12 protein-coding genes are annotated in these 16485 nt (G+C 44.6%); 8 read left to right on the forward strand and 4 right to left on the reverse strand.

Annotated features, from left to right (window positions below; all coding sequences use genetic code 11):
• Position 1 precedes the first annotated feature (1 nt).
• Positions 2-427, forward strand: coding sequence for a hypothetical protein (locus ACO08K_RS20970; protein ID WP_421798425.1), 426 nt, complete (start codon positions 2-4; stop codon positions 425-427).
• A gap of 11 nt (positions 428-438) precedes the next feature.
• On the opposite strand, the gene ACO08K_RS20975 is transcribed toward ACO08K_RS20970, so the two are convergent.
• A complete protein-coding gene (locus ACO08K_RS20975) occupies positions 439-999 on the reverse strand; it encodes a helix-turn-helix domain-containing protein (protein ID WP_421798426.1) in 561 nt (186 codons plus the stop codon).
• Positions 1000-1119: 120 nt separating this feature from the next.
• Here ACO08K_RS20975 and ACO08K_RS20980 point away from each other — a divergent pair, with 120 nt between their 5' ends.
• The 3 genes from ACO08K_RS20980 to ACO08K_RS20990 all read left to right on the forward strand — a co-directional run bounded on the left by ACO08K_RS20980 (position 1120) and on the right by ACO08K_RS20990 (position 6559).
• Complete coding sequence (locus ACO08K_RS20980) at positions 1120-3267, forward strand: prolyl oligopeptidase family serine peptidase (RefSeq protein ID WP_421798427.1); 2148 nt, start codon at positions 1120-1122, stop codon at positions 3265-3267.
• A 229-nt stretch (positions 3268-3496) separates the two neighbouring features.
• Positions 3497-3997: a dihydrofolate reductase gene (locus ACO08K_RS20985; RefSeq protein WP_421798428.1), complete on the forward strand. Its 501-nt coding sequence runs from the start codon at positions 3497-3499 to the stop codon at positions 3995-3997.
• 123 nt (positions 3998-4120) lie between these two features.
• A complete protein-coding gene (locus ACO08K_RS20990) occupies positions 4121-6559 on the forward strand; it encodes an outer membrane beta-barrel protein (RefSeq protein WP_421798429.1) in 2439 nt (812 codons plus the stop codon).
• Between the two features lie 123 nt (positions 6560-6682).
• Here ACO08K_RS20990 and ACO08K_RS20995 read toward each other — a convergent pair whose 3' ends face one another.
• Positions 6683-7228 (reverse strand): hypothetical protein, encoded by a 546-nt coding sequence (locus ACO08K_RS20995; protein WP_421798430.1) that lies wholly within the window; start codon positions 7226-7228, stop codon positions 6683-6685.
• Between the two features lie 1783 nt (positions 7229-9011).
• On the opposite strand from ACO08K_RS20995, the gene ACO08K_RS21000 reads away from it, so the two are divergent.
• Entirely contained in the window at positions 9012-9731 is a 720-nt protein-coding gene (locus tag ACO08K_RS21000; RefSeq protein ID WP_421798431.1) for a sensor histidine kinase, read from the forward strand.
• 48 nt (positions 9732-9779) lie between these two features.
• Entirely contained in the window at positions 9780-10418 is a 639-nt protein-coding gene (locus ACO08K_RS21005; RefSeq protein ID WP_421798432.1) for a response regulator, read from the forward strand.
• Positions 10419-11166: 748 nt separating this feature from the next.
• Here the strand turns inward: ACO08K_RS21005 and ACO08K_RS21010 are convergent.
• Positions 11167-13065: a KUP/HAK/KT family potassium transporter gene (locus ACO08K_RS21010; protein WP_421798433.1), complete on the reverse strand. Its 1899-nt coding sequence runs from the start codon at positions 13063-13065 to the stop codon at positions 11167-11169.
• Between the two features lie 190 nt (positions 13066-13255).
• Complete coding sequence (locus ACO08K_RS21015; RefSeq protein WP_421798434.1) at positions 13256-14563, reverse strand: NAD(P)/FAD-dependent oxidoreductase; 1308 nt, start codon at positions 14561-14563, stop codon at positions 13256-13258.
• A gap of 428 nt (positions 14564-14991) precedes the next feature.
• Here ACO08K_RS21015 and folE point away from each other — a divergent pair, with 428 nt between their 5' ends.
• Together folE and ACO08K_RS21025 are read left to right on the forward strand one after the other, a co-directional pair.
• Positions 14992-15672: a GTP cyclohydrolase I FolE gene (folE, locus tag ACO08K_RS21020; RefSeq protein ID WP_421800574.1), complete on the forward strand. Its 681-nt coding sequence runs from the start codon at positions 14992-14994 to the stop codon at positions 15670-15672.
• A 113-nt stretch (positions 15673-15785) separates the two neighbouring features.
• Positions 15786-16439: an ABC transporter ATP-binding protein gene (locus ACO08K_RS21025; protein ID WP_421798435.1), complete on the forward strand. Its 654-nt coding sequence runs from the start codon at positions 15786-15788 to the stop codon at positions 16437-16439.
• Positions 16440-16485: the final 46 nt, after the last annotated feature.

Here is a 16485-nt window from a genome sequence, read left to right on the forward strand (position 1 = left end):
AATGATCCGTTCAAAAAAAAACCGCAGCGACCGGTTTGATGAAATCCAATCGGAAAAACTCAACACCGCCAATCTGTTAGAAAATAATTTTGAGGACATCGAAATGTATTCCAAAACAGAAAAAATACTGCCTCCGATGATGCCTTTTTACATGGGGCAAACGCCGTACATTTCCCTGGGTAGTCTGCACAAAACCCACAAAATAACCGACCTGGGGCAAAAGGAATTACTCAATGAAATCATTGAAGTGACCGAAACCATCCGCGAAACCTTTGTAGAATTTTATGAACTGCTGAGTGAAACCCCCTTGTTTGTTGATCAGCAAAATAGAAACATCAATACTTTAGATTTTGAGCAATACCTCGAATCCTTAAAAACCCAATTGGATCATTTAAAGCGCATTCCAGCGCTTAAGCCGATAGTTTAAGAAGCTAAATTTTACAAATTTTCCAGATTCCCCTGGCGCTTTTGCTTCAGTTGTTTGTAAAAGGAAGGGGAGAGCCCCGTCACCTTTTTGAATTGATTGGACAAGTGGGCCACGCTGCTGTAGTGTAGTTTGTAGGAAATCTCAGTCAGGTTGAGCTCGTCATAAAGCAGCAACTCTTTTACCTTTTCAATTTTATGGTTGATGATGAATTGTTGGATGGTGATGCCTTTCACCTCTGAAAAAATATTGGACAAATAAGTATAGTCGTAATCCAGCTTTTCACTGATGTACTCCGAATAATTGGTGGTGGGCAACTCATCGCTATAGTGAATCATCTCAATGATCACATTTTTGATTTTTTCAATCAAAATGGCTCTTTTATCATCCAACAGCTCCAGTCCCGAGCGCAAGAGGTTTTTTTTCAACACATCGTGCTGCTCTGGGGTCATCTCTTCCATGATTTCCACCATGCCTAGGTCGACCGACACGTAGTGCAGGCCCATATTTTTCAGTTCTTCTTTCACCATCATTTTGCAGCGTAAACTGACCATGTATTTTACGTACAGGTTCATTGTGTTGTGTTTAATGAGGTTGAGTAAGCGTGTAGGGAAGTAAAATGCTTCGTGAATTCAAAAAATTATTATTTTAGGACTTTTCAGAAAAACTCAATTTACAAAAAAATCGCCACGACTATGAAACCAATTTCATTCTTAGCTATTTTATTACTGACCTTGAGCGCTTGTGGCGCCAAAAAAGAAAAAACTACCATGGAAGAACAGATCAAAGTCACTTATCCAGTGACCGATACCGTAGCGCAAGTAGATGATTACCACGGTAATAAAGTGGAGGATCCCTACCGTTGGTTGGAAGCAGACACGGCGGAAAACGTGAAAAAGTGGGTGCAGTCTCAAAATGCGGTGACTACCGATTACCTGGAAAAAATTCCTTATCGCAAAGCAATTGCGGATCGATATACCGAATTGTACAATTTTCCCAAGGTAAGTGCACCAAGCAAGGTTGGCGACTACTACTTCTTCACCAAAAACGATGGCCTGCAAAATCAGTCAGTGATCTATCTTCAAAAAGGACTGAACGGAGACCCCGAAGTATTCATCGATCCCAATCTGCTCTCCAAAGATGGCACCGTCACAGTTGGGTTGCTCGAAGCAGACCCCAGCAACAAGTACATGGCCATTGCCCGCAATCAGGCCGGTTCGGATTGGCAGGAAATCCGTGTAGTGGACATTGCCACCAAAAAAGAGTTGAAAGATGTGCTAAAATGGGTGAAATTCTCCGGCGCTTCCTGGTACAAAAATGGCTTCTTTTACAGCAGGTACCCCGAACCAGCCAAAGGGCAGGAACTCTCCGGTAACAACCAGTTCCATTCGGTGTATTACCACCAACTAGGCGATGACCAATCCAAAGACAAACTGATCTACGAAGACCGCAAAAACCCCAATATTTACCACAATGCCGGGGTGACTGAAGATTACAAATACCTGATTTTGTACGCGGCTCCCGGCACGGATGGCTATGCCACCTACATCAAAGACTTGGAAAAAGACGGCCCATTTCAAGCGCTTTTTCCGGGCTATACCAACAAAAGTGGCGTCATCCAACACCTCGGCAATGGGCGCTTTTTGGCCCTAACCGACATCGATGCGCCGAATTACCGGGTGATTGAGATTGATGCCGCCAAACCTGACAAAAAGAACTGGAAAGTCATTATCCCCGAATCGGAAAACCTGCTGCAAAGTGCCAGTACAGTGGGCAAAAAACTCTTTGCGGATTACCTGCAAAACGCCACCACTCGGTACTACCAAATGGACTACGACGGCAAAAACAAAAAGGAAATCAAGTTGCCTGGTGTGGGTTCGGCTGGTGGTTTTTATGGCAAAGAAGGCGACGACCTTACCTTTTATACCTTTACTTCCTTCATTTACCCCAGCGTCATCTTCAAATACGACCTCAAAACGGGCAAATCAGAGCAGTTTTTCAAAACGCCCCTGAAGTTCAATCCAGAGGATTACGAGGAAAAACAGGTTTTTTATCCCAGCAAGGACGGCACCAAGGTATCCATGTTTGTGGTGCACAAAAAAGGCCTCAAACTGGATGGCACAAACCCAACTTACCTTTATGGATATGGTGGATTCAACATTAGTTTGACTCCCAGCTTCAGCACCGCGCGTTTGATTCTGCTCGAAAATGGTGGGGTATACGCCATGCCAAACCTGCGGGGTGGGGGAGAATACGGCGAAAAATGGCACCAGGCCGGGATGTTGCTCAAGAAACAAAATGTCTTTGATGACTTCATCTCCGCCGCAGAATACCTGATCAAGGAAGGCTATACTTCCAAGGAGAAACTGGCCATTGCGGGTGGCTCCAATGGTGGTCTTTTGGTGGGGGCTGCCATGACGCAACGCCCCGACTTGTTCGCGGTTGCTTTTCCGGCGGTGGGCGTAATGGACATGCTGCGCTACCACAAATTCACCGTTGGTAAGGGCTGGATTCCCGAATACGGTTCAGCAGATGACCCCAAGTATTTCAATTACCTGAAGTCTTACTCGCCACTGCACAACCTCAAGCCTGGCGTGGAGTACCCCGCTACCATGGTCACTACTGCTGACCACGATGACCGGGTAGTGCCTGCACACTCCTTCAAGTTTGCGGCTCAATTGCAAAAAAGCCACAAGGGTGATAATCCTGTTCTGATTCGCATCGAAACCGACGCGGGCCACGGAGCTGGAAAACCAACCTCAAAAGTCATTGAAGAACAGGCTGATATGTGGTCGTTTTTCTTTTACAACACCAAGTCGCCAGTGAAATACTTTAAGAATTAAACAAGGTGCATCTTTTGGTGTTTTCTGCCTTTGCTTAGGTGAATCTATGGTTTCTGAGGTTTCTTAGGTGGTAAAAAGAAAAATCTGCGTAGCAGGGCACTCTTTCACCACCCAAGAAACCTCAGAAACCATAGATTCACCTAAGCCAATAAATGCAAAAAACGGGATGACTCATATTTGGTTGTACTTTAATGAACCTAGGATAACTCAATACGGAAACGTGTAACCCATGCAAAAAACCATCATCGCCGCAAAATCCGACAACCACGTCATTGGAAACCAACAGAAATTGCCCTGGCACATGCCCGCCGACCTGGCTTTTTTTATGGAGCAAATCCAAAATGGCTACCTGCTCACGGGGCGAAACTCTTACGGAACCCCCGAGGGAATGGGGGTTTTTGCCAATCGCCAGGATGTGATTCTGATCACCCGCCAAAAGGATTACGCACCCAAGGGAATCTATGTCGCCCATTCCATTGCCGAAGCTTTTGAGCTGGCTGAAAAACTAGAGGTCCAACAATTGAATATTCTAGGCGGGGCAGAAATTTATGCCCAAACCATGCACCTCGCCGATGAACTCATCATCACAGAGATACATGCGACTTTTGAGGGAGATGCCTTTTTCCCCACCATTGACCCTACTCTCTGGAAAGAAGTGAAAAGAGAGGATCATCCGGCCGATGCAGAGAATCCACATGCTTATTCCTTCGTTTGGTATGCCCACATTTAATCCGTTTATTTTTAATGCTCAGCGAAAAAAAATGGGTCTTGGTCGGGTAAAGCCTTTTTGCTTGTAACTTCCTTCCGCCCCTTGCTCGTCCTTTCGGCATCAATCACCGAAAATGATGTTGTTATGAGCAAGCCGACAAAAATTCTCTCTTTTTCTTTGTTTCTCTTGTTGGGGGCATTTCAAGTATTAAATGCCCAAACCCTCCTAAAAGGCCGGGTATTGGATGAACAGCAAAAACCATTGCCCTACGCCAATGTACTGTTGCTGAAAGCACAAGACTCCTCGCTGGTCAAAGGTGCAGTTACCGATGATGCTGGCCTTTTTGCCATTGAGGCAGTTGCTGAAGGGCAATACCTGATCTCCGGAAGTATGATCGGGTACGCGCCCCACTTTTCCCAAACGGTGCAAATCAAAGCTGGGCAAGCAGATTATCAATTTGGAGACATCCTGATGCAATCCGCCTCGGTGAAATTGGGTGAAGTGACCGTAAAAGGCCAAAAACCTTTCATCGAATTGCAGCAAGACAAAATGATTGTCAACGTAGACGCCAGCCCGGTTGCAGCCGGCAACAATGCCCTGGAATTACTGGCCAAAAGCCCCGGTGTGATGGTTGATCACAACAGCACCATTAGCCTCAAAGGCCGTTCCGGCGTTATGGTGATGATCAACGGCAAACAAACCTACATGTCGGCTGAAGAAGTGACCCGCCTCCTCGAAAACACCCCCGCCACTAGCATTGAAGCCATTGAAATCATCAGCAACCCTTCCGCCAAATACGACGCTGCTGGCACTTCCGGCATCATCAACATCCGGATGAAAAAGGAAAAGGGCCTGGGTACCAATGGCAACTTGACCCTGGGCGCTGGTTATGGAGAAAACCCACGTGGTAGTGCTGAATTGCGCATGAACAACCGCAGCAAAAAAGTCAATGTTTTTGGCTCTTATGGCAATTTTTACAACAAACGTTTCCAAAACATCGACATCTCTCGCCGCATTCCCTTCGAAAATACCTTTACCGAAATGAACCAATACGACCGCAAAATCATGTGGTCGGACAACAACCGCATCAATGCTGGCGCAGACTGGTTTTTGAGCAAAAAGACCACCCTCGGCGTTTTGGCCAACGCCTCAATCGGCGAGTGGGTGCCCCAATCTAGCGGTCGCAACCTGCTGAGTGGTGCCCTGCCCGGGGATTTCAACGAAGTGCGCAGCGACAACACCGGCGGCGACAACTGGCGGGATTACACCACCAATTTCAACATGAAACATGCTTTTGACAACAAAGGCCATGAGTTGAGCTTCGACGCCGATTATTCCACCAATAGCGCGGACAAGTTGCAAACCAACTCCAACCGTTTTTTCAATACCGCTGGACAGGAAATAGACGTACCAAACATCGTCCGGACCAATGCTGGCTTACAAGTCGATATTCTGGCTTTTAAGATGGACTATTCCCGTCCATTGGGTGAAAAATCACGCATTGATGCGGGCTGGAAAAGTAGCTTTGTAGATACAGACAATGATTTGTTGGTAGAGACCTTTACCGAAAACGTGTGGCAAAATGACCCTCGGCGCAGCAACCGTTTCATGTACGGCGAAAACATCCACGCGGGCTACCTCAATTTTAGTACTCAACTCAAAAAAGTGAGCATTCAGATGGGCTTGCGTGGAGAATTGACCGACGCCCTTGGCCAATCGCCTACCTTGTCGGAGCGTTTCACCCGCAATTACTTCAACTTTTTCCCAAGTTTGAGTATTTCTCACCCGCTTGGTAAAGACAATAGCTTGAGTTACAACTACAGCCGCCGCATCAACCGGCCTTCTTACGACGACCTCAATCCTTTTGTCTATTTTATTGACCAGTATACTTTTGGCAAAGGAAACCCTTACCTGACCCCTGAGTTTACGAACACCTTGGGTTTGAATTTTTCGCTGAAAAACAAATACGTTCTCAGCCTTAACTACAGCCATACCACCGACAAAATCACCCAGATCCTGGAGCAGGACGATGCGCTGCGCCAAACCTATCAAACCACGGCCAACCTGAGCACCTTCAAAAACTATAGCGCGACCATCTCAGCGCCCTTTGAATTGGCCAAATGGTGGAATTCTCGGGTGAACGTAGTTGGTTACATCAATGACATTGATTCGCCATTCAACAATGGCACCATCAACCAGAGCCAGTTTACTGCCCAGTTTATGAACATGAACACCTTCAACTTGCCAGGAAAGATAAAGGCTGAAATGACGGTGTTTTACCAAACCAAAATGCTGGATGGTATCTTCCAAATTGACCCACTGTGGGGCATGGATATTGGTGCTTCTAAGCCCATCTGGAAAGGAAAGGGCAACCTAAAATTGAACCTGAGCGACGTGTTTTTTAGCCGCCGCCCCCACATCATCGTCAAACAAGGCACCGTGGATGTCGTGGTGGATCCAACCAACGAAAGCCGCCGCTTGAACGCAACGTTGACCTATAAATTTGGGAAAAACGATGTAAAACCTTCGCGGAGACGTAGTACGGCGACGGAGGATGAATTGGAGCGGGTTTCACGGCAGTAATTCATGATCACCAAAGCGGCATATTTTTAAACACAAAGGAAAAAAAGAGGGCACCAAGAACACAAAGTTAGGCGTTGACGACGCTTCGCTTCGTGTCCTTGGTGTCCTCTTTTTTTCTTTATGCTAACATTTCTTTAATGCTAAACTGTGTGCTTTGATTGGCAGAATAAATTTTTTTGATATGCTCCAATCAGCTTGGTAGACAAGTGTTTTTTCCTTTCTAAGCGTAAAACATGCAGATTTAGGCGCAAAAAACATCAAGTATGTAGGTGCAAATGAACCTATCGTGTAGTGAACGAGAGTAGAATCCGTGTTTGTTTTTTTATTTGAGAATTGAAGTAATTTCGTCTTGTAATAATTAGGAATTAGTTCGTACCCAGTTTTGAAAGATAGTGATTCCAATCGACGAGGGACTATCATACACATTAGGCAATTCACCCAATTTCTTTTTGCTAAAGCCATCAATAGAACAATGAACACTATATTGTAATTTTTGCTTTTAAGTTTGCCCAAGTTTCCCATCATGTTATCCATGAATTTATTCCTGTCCAAGCCAAATCCTGATGGATTTGGTTTGGCTGGAATATTGTTGAGTCTTTTTGCACCAACCTGCTTGAAATAAATGCCAGAGGGTGTCCTTCGAGGCTGCTTTGATTTATTAAGGTGCATTACTGGAAAAGTTGAATCCGACTTAGAATAAGCAATTGGCCAAAGAAGGTTACGCGTAGGCCATTCAATTGGCGCCAGAGTTTTTAATGGGTAAAAAACTGGCGGACCTCATCTCCAAATTTTTATCCTTGTTGCACTAAAATCAATTGTTCACATTTCGTAGCAAAAAGCATGTAGTTATTGTTTGCGGTTCATGTCGTAGCTTAAGCTTTGGCATGTAAAATTTTATTATTCAAATTTAGGGGCATATTATTGTAAATCGAAATGATAATCAGCAATTGTTTTATTCAATCGATTTTGTTTCGAGGATTCAATGCCACTTTGTTGTGGTGTTCAGTGGATTCAAAAAGCTGCCAAGCCCCAGAAAGAGAAAGTGATTATGATTCATATGGGAGAGTTGTCTTCGTGAGGAGGCAGCTCCTTTTTTATTTTTATGTTCATAAAAAAATATATTAATTCTTTAAACATTGATCGAAAACCTCTTCCTTTATAATTGGCCTAAAATCACAGCTGTCCGGTATAATTAAAAATCGTAAGCGAACGTTGGTCAAAACTCAAATTTGGGTTGCGGTATGTCGCTACCTGATGGTCAAAATTTTGGAGGAAAAATTGCAAATTCCCAAAACCATGAATGAAATTTTCCAAATTTTAAGTGTGTCAATTTTGGATGAAATGACTGTTTGCCAGTTACTTGGAGTGTAAGAAATTGAAAATATTGACACCTGCTGACTCTAAATAGTTGAATATTTGTTGATTAGAACCGGACACTAATGGCTTAAAATAGAAAAAAGGTGAAGAATAGAATTACCCTTCACCGAATTAATATCTCATGAAAAAAAAAACAATTCTTTTTTGAGGCATGGTCGATCTTCTTGAACTTTGAATTGATTACGCTAGCTCTCAAAATGGTTTTACAAAAATAACGCGACCAACATTCTTTAAATAGTATTCGGGGAATTGTAGAAACAGACTACATCTAGGATAGAGAGGGTTTGCGTTTTTGAAATTCATACTACATTAAATATGTCTTTATGGTGAAAAATGATTGTGCTTTGGAAAAATTATGCAACATCTATTGCTTTATGTTGTTACATTTGCGCTGAAAATTTATAAACAGGACGCTCTGATAAACTCCTGGCTTTTAGCGAAAATTCGCAATGAGGTTGGTTCAGTAAAGCTTTCCCACCCTTCTATTCCCCAGTTGACTCGACTACATTCATACCACTAATCACTTTTATTTCTTTTTAGGGCCTTGAAGACAGCTTGCAGAGCTCTCATCTCTGCGAGCTTCAACAGCGTTCTATGTCCTGACTTAGTTCCTATTCCTAAGTTAAATTAATCTTCTTCAAAAAAGATTGAAAAAAAACTTATGTGTATTTCTAGTTCTGGGGCCTGGTTGAACCTGTTTTGTATCATTGGATGTTTGGTTTGCCTCGATTCATCACTGGCCCAACGCCCAACTGATAGGTTAGCGTACAATAAAAATGGACAGAAACTGCTTGGGCAGTATGATTTCCAGGGGCATTTATGCTACTATCTTTCACATGCGGATCATTCTCCGGAGAACCCAAATCAACATAATTCTTGTGCGTCCGACAATCATACGGACAATACTGGAAGTACTTCTCGGCAAGTTGCCATCAAGCGTATAAGTCCTGCGGATAAATGCCTGTTTTTATACCGGGTAAATGTTCCTCCATATAGACAGAATTCTCCATTCAATCAGCCAGCCAGGCTCAACAACATAATGCACCGAGAGTACAGCCTTAATCTAAATTTCAGGTTGCTTGATTTACTGGTTTTGTGGTTGCCCGTTTGTTTAGGTATTATAGCACTTCTGGCCTATGGTATTTTCCAATCCCGCAAGGCATCAAGGCTACGGGAATACAATTTTCGCGCGCAAGTGGTATCTGATTTACACGATAATCTTAGTAGTCGGCTTTATGCCCTTAAAATACTGTCTGATCAGTTGACTACCCCTGACAAATGCCCCGAAAGGCAGGCACAACGCAGTGTTCGATTGAGTGAATTGGCCTTGGACTGTATGCAGGTTATCGGCAACATCATTTGGGCTTTTGACCCCAGCCACAACAATGTAGATACCCTCTTTGCCAAAGTCCAAAATTTTACTCAAAAGGCCATCAGTCCGCTTGTGCCTTTTGAGCTAAACATCCTAGATCGGAAACGCTGGCCGCATCAGGTCATCAATCCTCAAACCAACCACCTGGTGCTGATGATTTTTCAGGAACTTCTGACCAATATGATCAAGCATACCTCTTCAGAAAAGATTCAGGTCGACATCTTTTGGAAGGACTCGCGTCTGATCTTCAATATTCACAACTTTTTTTCAAAAACCCCAACTACCTCGATCTCCAAACCTGAGGATGCCGATGACCACTATGGGCTTGACAATATTTCGAGCCGCTTACTCAAAATTAAGGGTGAGTTGGATTTTAACCAGGACTCTAATTCTCAGCATGTTCATTTGGTTGTTCCTTTTTAAGCAGAATTGATTAGTTGATTATTTCCACCAAACTTATATCTCCTCGTTATGTACAATATTGCCATTATTGAAGATTGCCCGGTGTTGCGCAAGGAGTTTTCAGAATTTTTTCAATATTCTGAAAAGATCGACTGCGTGTTAGCTGTAGACACGGTCGAGAAATTTGTTAAATTTCACCGCGATTTTTTGAAAATCGATCTTGTTTTGCTGGATATTATCCTGTACGATAAGTCAGGCATAGACGGGATTCCGCTGATTCGACAGCGCATACCCGAATCAAAAATCATCATTTTTTCGGTGCTGGATGATGAAGAAGCACTTCTTCAGGCGCTAAGTTATGGGGTGACCGGATTCTTGAACAAAAACATCTCTCCGGCTGAACTGGAAACCAAACTGGTGTTTGCGTTGGAAAACAATGAAAATCCGCTGAGTCCGGTAGCCGCTCGTCATTTGGTGAACTATTTTCAGCCTACTGCAATAACCTCACAGTGGGATCTCAGTACCCAGGAACACAGCATCATGCGGATGATTGCGGATGGAATGAGCTATCAAGCCATAGCAGATTTATTGTCAATGAGTATCAATGGAGTACGATACCACGTGAAAAACATTTATAAACAATTGAAAATCAATAGTCGTCAACAGCTGAAACGCTTCCTCAATCAACGCAAGAGTCAAGAAAATTGAATGGTTTCTCGTTTTGGAGATACCACATGGATTCCCTAAAACGAAGAACAAAACCAGATTTCAACCCGTTCTGCTTTAGGTACAATGGGGTAATCCTCTAAGTTCAATTGTCAAACTTTTCATGTTTAAAGCTTGACAGATCTTCCTAGTGGCACTCCTGGGCTCCTCTAAACGGAAGAAGCCATTATTAAAGCAATGCTTCCAGGTCGGATCGGTAATGGCAGATTTGTGTAAGCTCAAAACAAGCAAGCGTTTTTCAGGGTCATGAATAGACTGGCCCAATGCACTGTGTGCAGATGAACAGATCTGTAGGGTATATGACGCTTACATATACTCTACAGATTCCTTGTTCTGTATATTTAGGATTTATCGTGCCAAGAACTACTTCTGCTGCTAATGCCCTTATTTCGTCGCGGTGATAATGCCTTGATCATCGAATAATCGCTTACTTATTGTAGCCATCTTGTTCAGTTGAAAACGAGATAATGCACGTATTTTTCACTAAGCTATTTTCACCAAAATAAAGTTTACCTCAACATTGCAGCGCTTGTCTCAAGTTGGCTGCTGATAGAAGACTGATAGACGGGCATCTGATTTGAACATATTCCTAACGGCGCTATTTTTCCTTTCAGCAGCACCCCGTAAAGAAGTGAGGCGCTGTTGAAAAGAAAATAGCTACTTTTATGGTCGGTGCTCCCAAGTGCTTCTGGCCGAAAATTTTTTTTCCCCTTTGTGCTAATTTTTTTCGTTAATCATTCACAATCACCTGTTCCTTCACCCAGGTCCCGGGTTCCAGTACAAAGTGAGACTCCGCCGAAACCCCGATTTTTTTCAGCAACAAATACCCCTTAAGCAAGAGCTGTTCGCGAATTGGCATCACCGGTGAAATCAGGAAAGCCGTATCCAGTAGCACAAAACGGAAGTCCGGCCCCACGTTGTGCTCTTGCAGAGTAGGGTAGTGGTTTTTCAATTGAATTTTGCCCTGTGCCGCCAATTCATTCACTGCTCGTGGGAAAAACTCACTGACATCCGGGTGGATTTTATAGCCCAGGTGAAAATCGAGCCGATAAATCAAACCCGCTTCCAACTCGGTGAACTTGTAATAATTGGTATACGGCTCATCCTCTTCTGAAAAGTGCAGGAGCCAGTACACATCCGCACGTTTGGGCTGGCCTTGGTAGATGGATTGTGGAATGGCTTCTTCGATCAGGTCTTTTTTGCGGGTTGAAGTCAGAAACACCAGATGAGAAGAGAACAAGGGAATCCCTTCATCCTGGCTTACCGCTCTAATGGTCGGCAATACCCGGGAAAGCATGATCACATTTCGCTTTTGTTTGGTGATGAGTTTGGCGTTGTAAACCGTAAACATCACGAGGAAGAACACCCCACCCAGAATCAGTGCAAATTCGGCACCATGCCCGATTTTTTGAATGTTGGCGCTGAAGAAAACCCCTTCAATGGCCAAAAACAGTAAAATGAGCAGGTAGATAGCTGGTTGGGGCATGGCCTTGCGGCTAGTCAGGTAGAAATACAAGAGTAAGGTAGTGGACAACATGGCAATGGTGATCGCGATGCCATAAGCCGCTTCCATGGCTGCTGACTTTTTAAAAAAGATTACCACAAATACACAGCCAGCAAACAACAACCAGTTCACAAAGGGGATGTACATCTGTGAACGGTGTTTGGAGGGGTGGTACACCACAATCCGAAACCAGGTTTTGATGCGCAATGCCTCATGTATCAGGGAGAAAGACCCCGTAATCAAAGCCTGACTGGCAATGATAGCTGCTATTGTGGAAATGGCCGATCCAAAAGGGACAAACCACTGGGGCATGATGCCCGCAAAGGGGTTGGCATGAAGCTTTTGGCCCAAATGATCCATCATCCAGGCCCCTTGGCCCAGGTAATTCAGCATCAGCGCTACTTTGACGAAAATCCATGAAATCTGAATGTTGCGTTTGCCTACGTGGCCCAAGTCCGAATACAACGCCTCCGCCCCGGTTACGCAAAGGAAAACAGCACCCACTACCCACCAGGCATTGTGGTGGTTCTGGAACAATTTGACCGCGTAATAAGGATTTAAGGCAAAAAATATTTCGGGATGCCCAACGATTGCGCCAACTCCCAACACAATCAGCATGGTAAACCAGATTAACATCAAAGGACCGAAAAACTTGCCAATGGTATCGGTTCCAAACTGCTGAAACATAAAAATGGCAATCAAAATGGCAATGACTCCAGGGACAATTGGTAGTGAGGGCAATGCCTTTTGGGCGACCTCCAACGATGAGGTCAACGAAATGGCCGGGGTAATCATCCCGTCGGCAATCAAGGCGGCACAACCAATCATGGCCACATAAATCGTCCACTTCGGCGCACGCCTACGGACAAGCGAATACAAGGCAAAAATACCACCTTCCCCGTTGTTGTCAGCATTTAGCGTAATGAAGATGTACTTAAAGGTAGCTTGTAAGGTAAGGGTCCAAAAGATCAGCGAAATCCCCCCGTAGATGAGCTCTTTTGTCAAAACATCATGACCAGCAATGGCATTAAAAACATAGAGAGGAGAGGTTCCGATATCGCCGTAAACAATGCCTAATGTTACGATAAGACTGGCAAAAGTTACTTTGTGTTGTTGTTCTTTCACGGGTTTTTCTACTTGGTTTACAAAATACTTTGTGAGTGAGGCAAAGGTAAACCAAATGAGATATTCACCTAAAAAATTGCTGGAAATAAAATAAAGGGTTGAGAGGAGTTGAGGCTACCGCAGCGACTTAGACAAGGACGTGTCTAAGTCGCTGCGGTAGCCTCAACCTCTCAACCTCTCAACTCAAAACTTAAACTTCCCCATAAACCTTAGGACGATTGCTCTTGGCAAAAGGCCGGATAATCAGCCGCAGCGCCCGGTCATAAGTCACGTAATTGTATACCCAACCCCAGAGGGTAGTAATTTTGTTGCGGAAGCCCACCAGATACATGATGTGAACGAACATCCACATCAACCAGGCGACGATGCCGTGAAAGGTTTGGCCCAAAAAGTTGACTACGGCTTTGTTGCGGCCAATGGTGGCCATGGTGCCTTTGTCAAAGTATTTAAAGGGTTTCCAATCCTGGCCTTTTTTTAGCCGAATCAGGTTAGCCCCCAATTGTTCTCCTTGTTGGATAGCTACCGGAGCCATCATAGGGTATCCACGAGGTGTTTCGGGCGTAATCATGGCCGCTGCATCGCCCAGTACGTACAGGCCATCGTAGCCCAAAACCCGGTTGAAAGCATCCACTTGTACCCGATTGCCACCTACAATTTTGTCACTGGAAATGCCTTCCGGAAACTGACCTTTCACGCCGGCTGCCCAAATCAGGGTTTCGGTAGGCAATTTGAAACCATCTTCAGTGATCAGCACCGCCCCATCGTAGAAGGATACTTTGGCATCCAAATTGACCTCTACATCCAAGGCTTGCAGGTCTTTTAAGGCCCGGGCACTGGCGCTTTCGCTCATGCCACCCAGGAGTTTAGGGCCTGCTTCGAGCAATACAATCCGCATGCGGCTCATGTCCAGATCGGGGTAGTCTTTTGGGAAGACGAATTTTTTCATTTCTCCCAGTGCACCCGCCAGTTCCACCCCGGTGGGGCCTCCACCAACGATGGCGATGTTGATCAAGGAATCCTGAGCCAGGCCATCGGGTATAACACTGGCCTTTTCAAAGTTTTGCAGAATAAAACTCCGCAAATTCAGGGCTTCCGGAACTGATTTCAGGCCCATCATGTGTTCTTCCTGTTGGGCAAAGCCAAAGAAATTTGTCTGGCTGCCAGTGGCTACCACCAAATGATCGTAGCTGATGTCACCGATATTGGTTTCTACTTTTTTCTGCTCAGGGACAATCCGCTCAACTTCGGCCATGCGAAAGGAGAGTTTAGGGTTGCCCTGGAATATTTTGCGGATGGGGTAAGCAATGCTGTCGGGTTCGAGGCCTCCCGTAGCCACCTGGTACAACAAAGGTTGGAAAGTATGGTAGTTGTTGCGGTCCAACATGACAACCTGGAATTGTTGCTTGCGCAGCTTTTTTGCCAGTGCCAATCCTGCAAAACCGCCACCAACGATGACTACTCTGGGGTGGTCGGGGATGATGGGAAGGTTAGCGTCCATATGATGATGTTTTCTTTGTTTGGATTTAAAACTAAGTCAAAGGTAGGCCAAATGCTCGTACAAGTCAACCAATATTTTCAATATTTTCAATTTGAATTGAAAATAGATTGAATCAACGGATTTTGACTAAAACTGTACAATTCTGTTGCTTTCACGCCCAAACCAACCAACTTATATTGCTCCATCGACGCTAAAATGGATATAACAGATTGTACCAAGCAGAAAAATTTTACTATTATTGTTTTATTTGGCGAATTGACAAACCAATTTGATTCTATTTTTGTTAGCTACCTGATAATTGATTTTCTCATCCAAATTGGCGTAACTTGAATACTTCGAACTTCAATTGAACCAACAGCCCAAATTTGGGTTTTGTTACTTCGATTGACAAGAACGTCAAAATGCACGAAAAAAAATCACACGCCAATATGGTGACTACCGACAACTCTATCGACCTTATCTTGAGCAACAAGGCTCAATCCATGGGCGATAACCACATCAGTACCGGAATAGAAACCCCTTTGCGCCCCGATGCCTTTGAGTTGAACGATAAGGAAAAGATGGAGATCATTGCTCACCACTTTGCGGCGATCATGGATACCCTCGGCTTGGATTTGAATGACGATAGTTTGCAGGATACCCCCAAGCGGGTAGCCAAAATGTTCGTTCAGGAAATTTTCCAGGGTCTGAATCCGGACAACAAACCCGAAATCTCTGCCTTTGACAATAGCTACGACTACAGCCGGATGTTGGTGGAAAAAAACATCACCGTCAAAACATTTTGCGAACACCACTTTTTGCCAATTGTTGGAAAAGCCCATATCGGTTATGTTTCCAACGGCAAAGTGATTGGTTTGTCCAAATTGAACCGCATTGTCGACTATTATGCCCGTCGCCCGCAGGTACAGGAGCGCATGACCAAACAAATTTTGCTGGCATTGCAAGATGCTTTGGATACCCAGGACGTGATCATCGTAGTGGATGCCAAACACATGTGTGTCAGCCACCGTGGGATTCAACACGATGAAAGTACCACCCTTACGCTGGAATACAGCGGCTGCTTCGAAAACCCGGAAACGCGCCGGGAATTTCTCGACTGTCTGAAATAAATTTTCTGACAATAGGGTGATAAAAAAATAAGTGCTCATTTTCGGATCAGGAAAAATGAGCACTTATTTTTTTATCACCTCACTGCTATTGCTTTTTGTTTATTTTTGCCCGCATGATTACTGCAAAGCAAATTAAAAAATCATACGGCAAATTACAGGTGCTCAAAGGCGTTGACCTGAGTGTGCAACGTGGAGAGGTAGTGAGTATCGTGGGGAAATCGGGTGCAGGCAAAAGCACCTTGCTGCACATTCTGGGTACCCTGGACAATGCCGACAGTGGTCAGATTCTGATTGCTGACGAAGAGGTCTCAAAATTGGATGCCAAAAGGCTGGCTGATTTCCGCAGCAGAAGCCTGGGATTTATTTTCCAATTCCACCATTTATTGCCCGAATTCACGGCGCTGGAAAACGTTTGTATTCCAGCCTACATCAACCGCACACCTGATGCAGTGGCTAAAAAACGGGCTTTGGAATTGTTGGACTATCTAGGCCTAGCTGCTCGAACTACCCACAAACCCGCTCAACTTTCGGGAGGGGAACAACAAAGGGTGGCTGTAGCCCGGGCTTTGATGAACCAGCCTGCGGTTATTTTTGCGGACGAACCTACCGGAAACCTCGACTCGGCTTCTTCCCAGGAACTCCACCAGCTGATTTTTAACCTGCGCAAAGATTTTCAACAAACCTTCATCATCGTTACCCACAACGAAGAGCTGGCGAAGATGAGTGATCGGCGTTTGGAAATGAAGGATGGATTGCTTCTGAGTTGAGAGGTTGAGGAGTTGAGAAGTTTAGGCTACCGCAGTGACTAAGGCG

It is taken from the genome of Haliscomenobacter sp., from assembly GCF_965225875.1.
In the GTDB taxonomy this organism is placed as follows: Bacteria; Bacteroidota; Bacteroidia; order Chitinophagales; family Saprospiraceae; genus Haliscomenobacter.

Coding starts and splice junctions, on each gene's coding strand:
- ACO08K_RS20970 (WP_421798425.1), top strand. CDS start 2: ATGATCCGTTCAAAAAAAAACCGCAGCGACCGGTTTGATGAAATCCAA.
- ACO08K_RS20975 (WP_421798426.1), bottom strand. CDS start 999: ATGAACCTGTACGTAAAATACATGGTCAGTTTACGCTGCAAAATGATG.
- ACO08K_RS20980 (WP_421798427.1), top strand. CDS start 1,120: ATGAAACCAATTTCATTCTTAGCTATTTTATTACTGACCTTGAGCGCT.
- ACO08K_RS20985 (WP_421798428.1), top strand. CDS start 3,497: ATGCAAAAAACCATCATCGCCGCAAAATCCGACAACCACGTCATTGGA.
- ACO08K_RS20990 (WP_421798429.1), top strand. CDS start 4,121: ATGAGCAAGCCGACAAAAATTCTCTCTTTTTCTTTGTTTCTCTTGTTG.
- ACO08K_RS20995 (WP_421798430.1), bottom strand. CDS start 7,228: ATGCACCTTAATAAATCAAAGCAGCCTCGAAGGACACCCTCTGGCATT.
- ACO08K_RS21005 (WP_421798432.1), top strand. CDS start 9,780: ATGTACAATATTGCCATTATTGAAGATTGCCCGGTGTTGCGCAAGGAG.
- ACO08K_RS21015 (WP_421798434.1), bottom strand. CDS start 14,563: ATGGACGCTAACCTTCCCATCATCCCCGACCACCCCAGAGTAGTCATC.
- folE (WP_421800574.1), top strand. CDS start 14,992: ATGGTGACTACCGACAACTCTATCGACCTTATCTTGAGCAACAAGGCT.
- ACO08K_RS21025 (WP_421798435.1), top strand. CDS start 15,786: ATGATTACTGCAAAGCAAATTAAAAAATCATACGGCAAATTACAGGTG.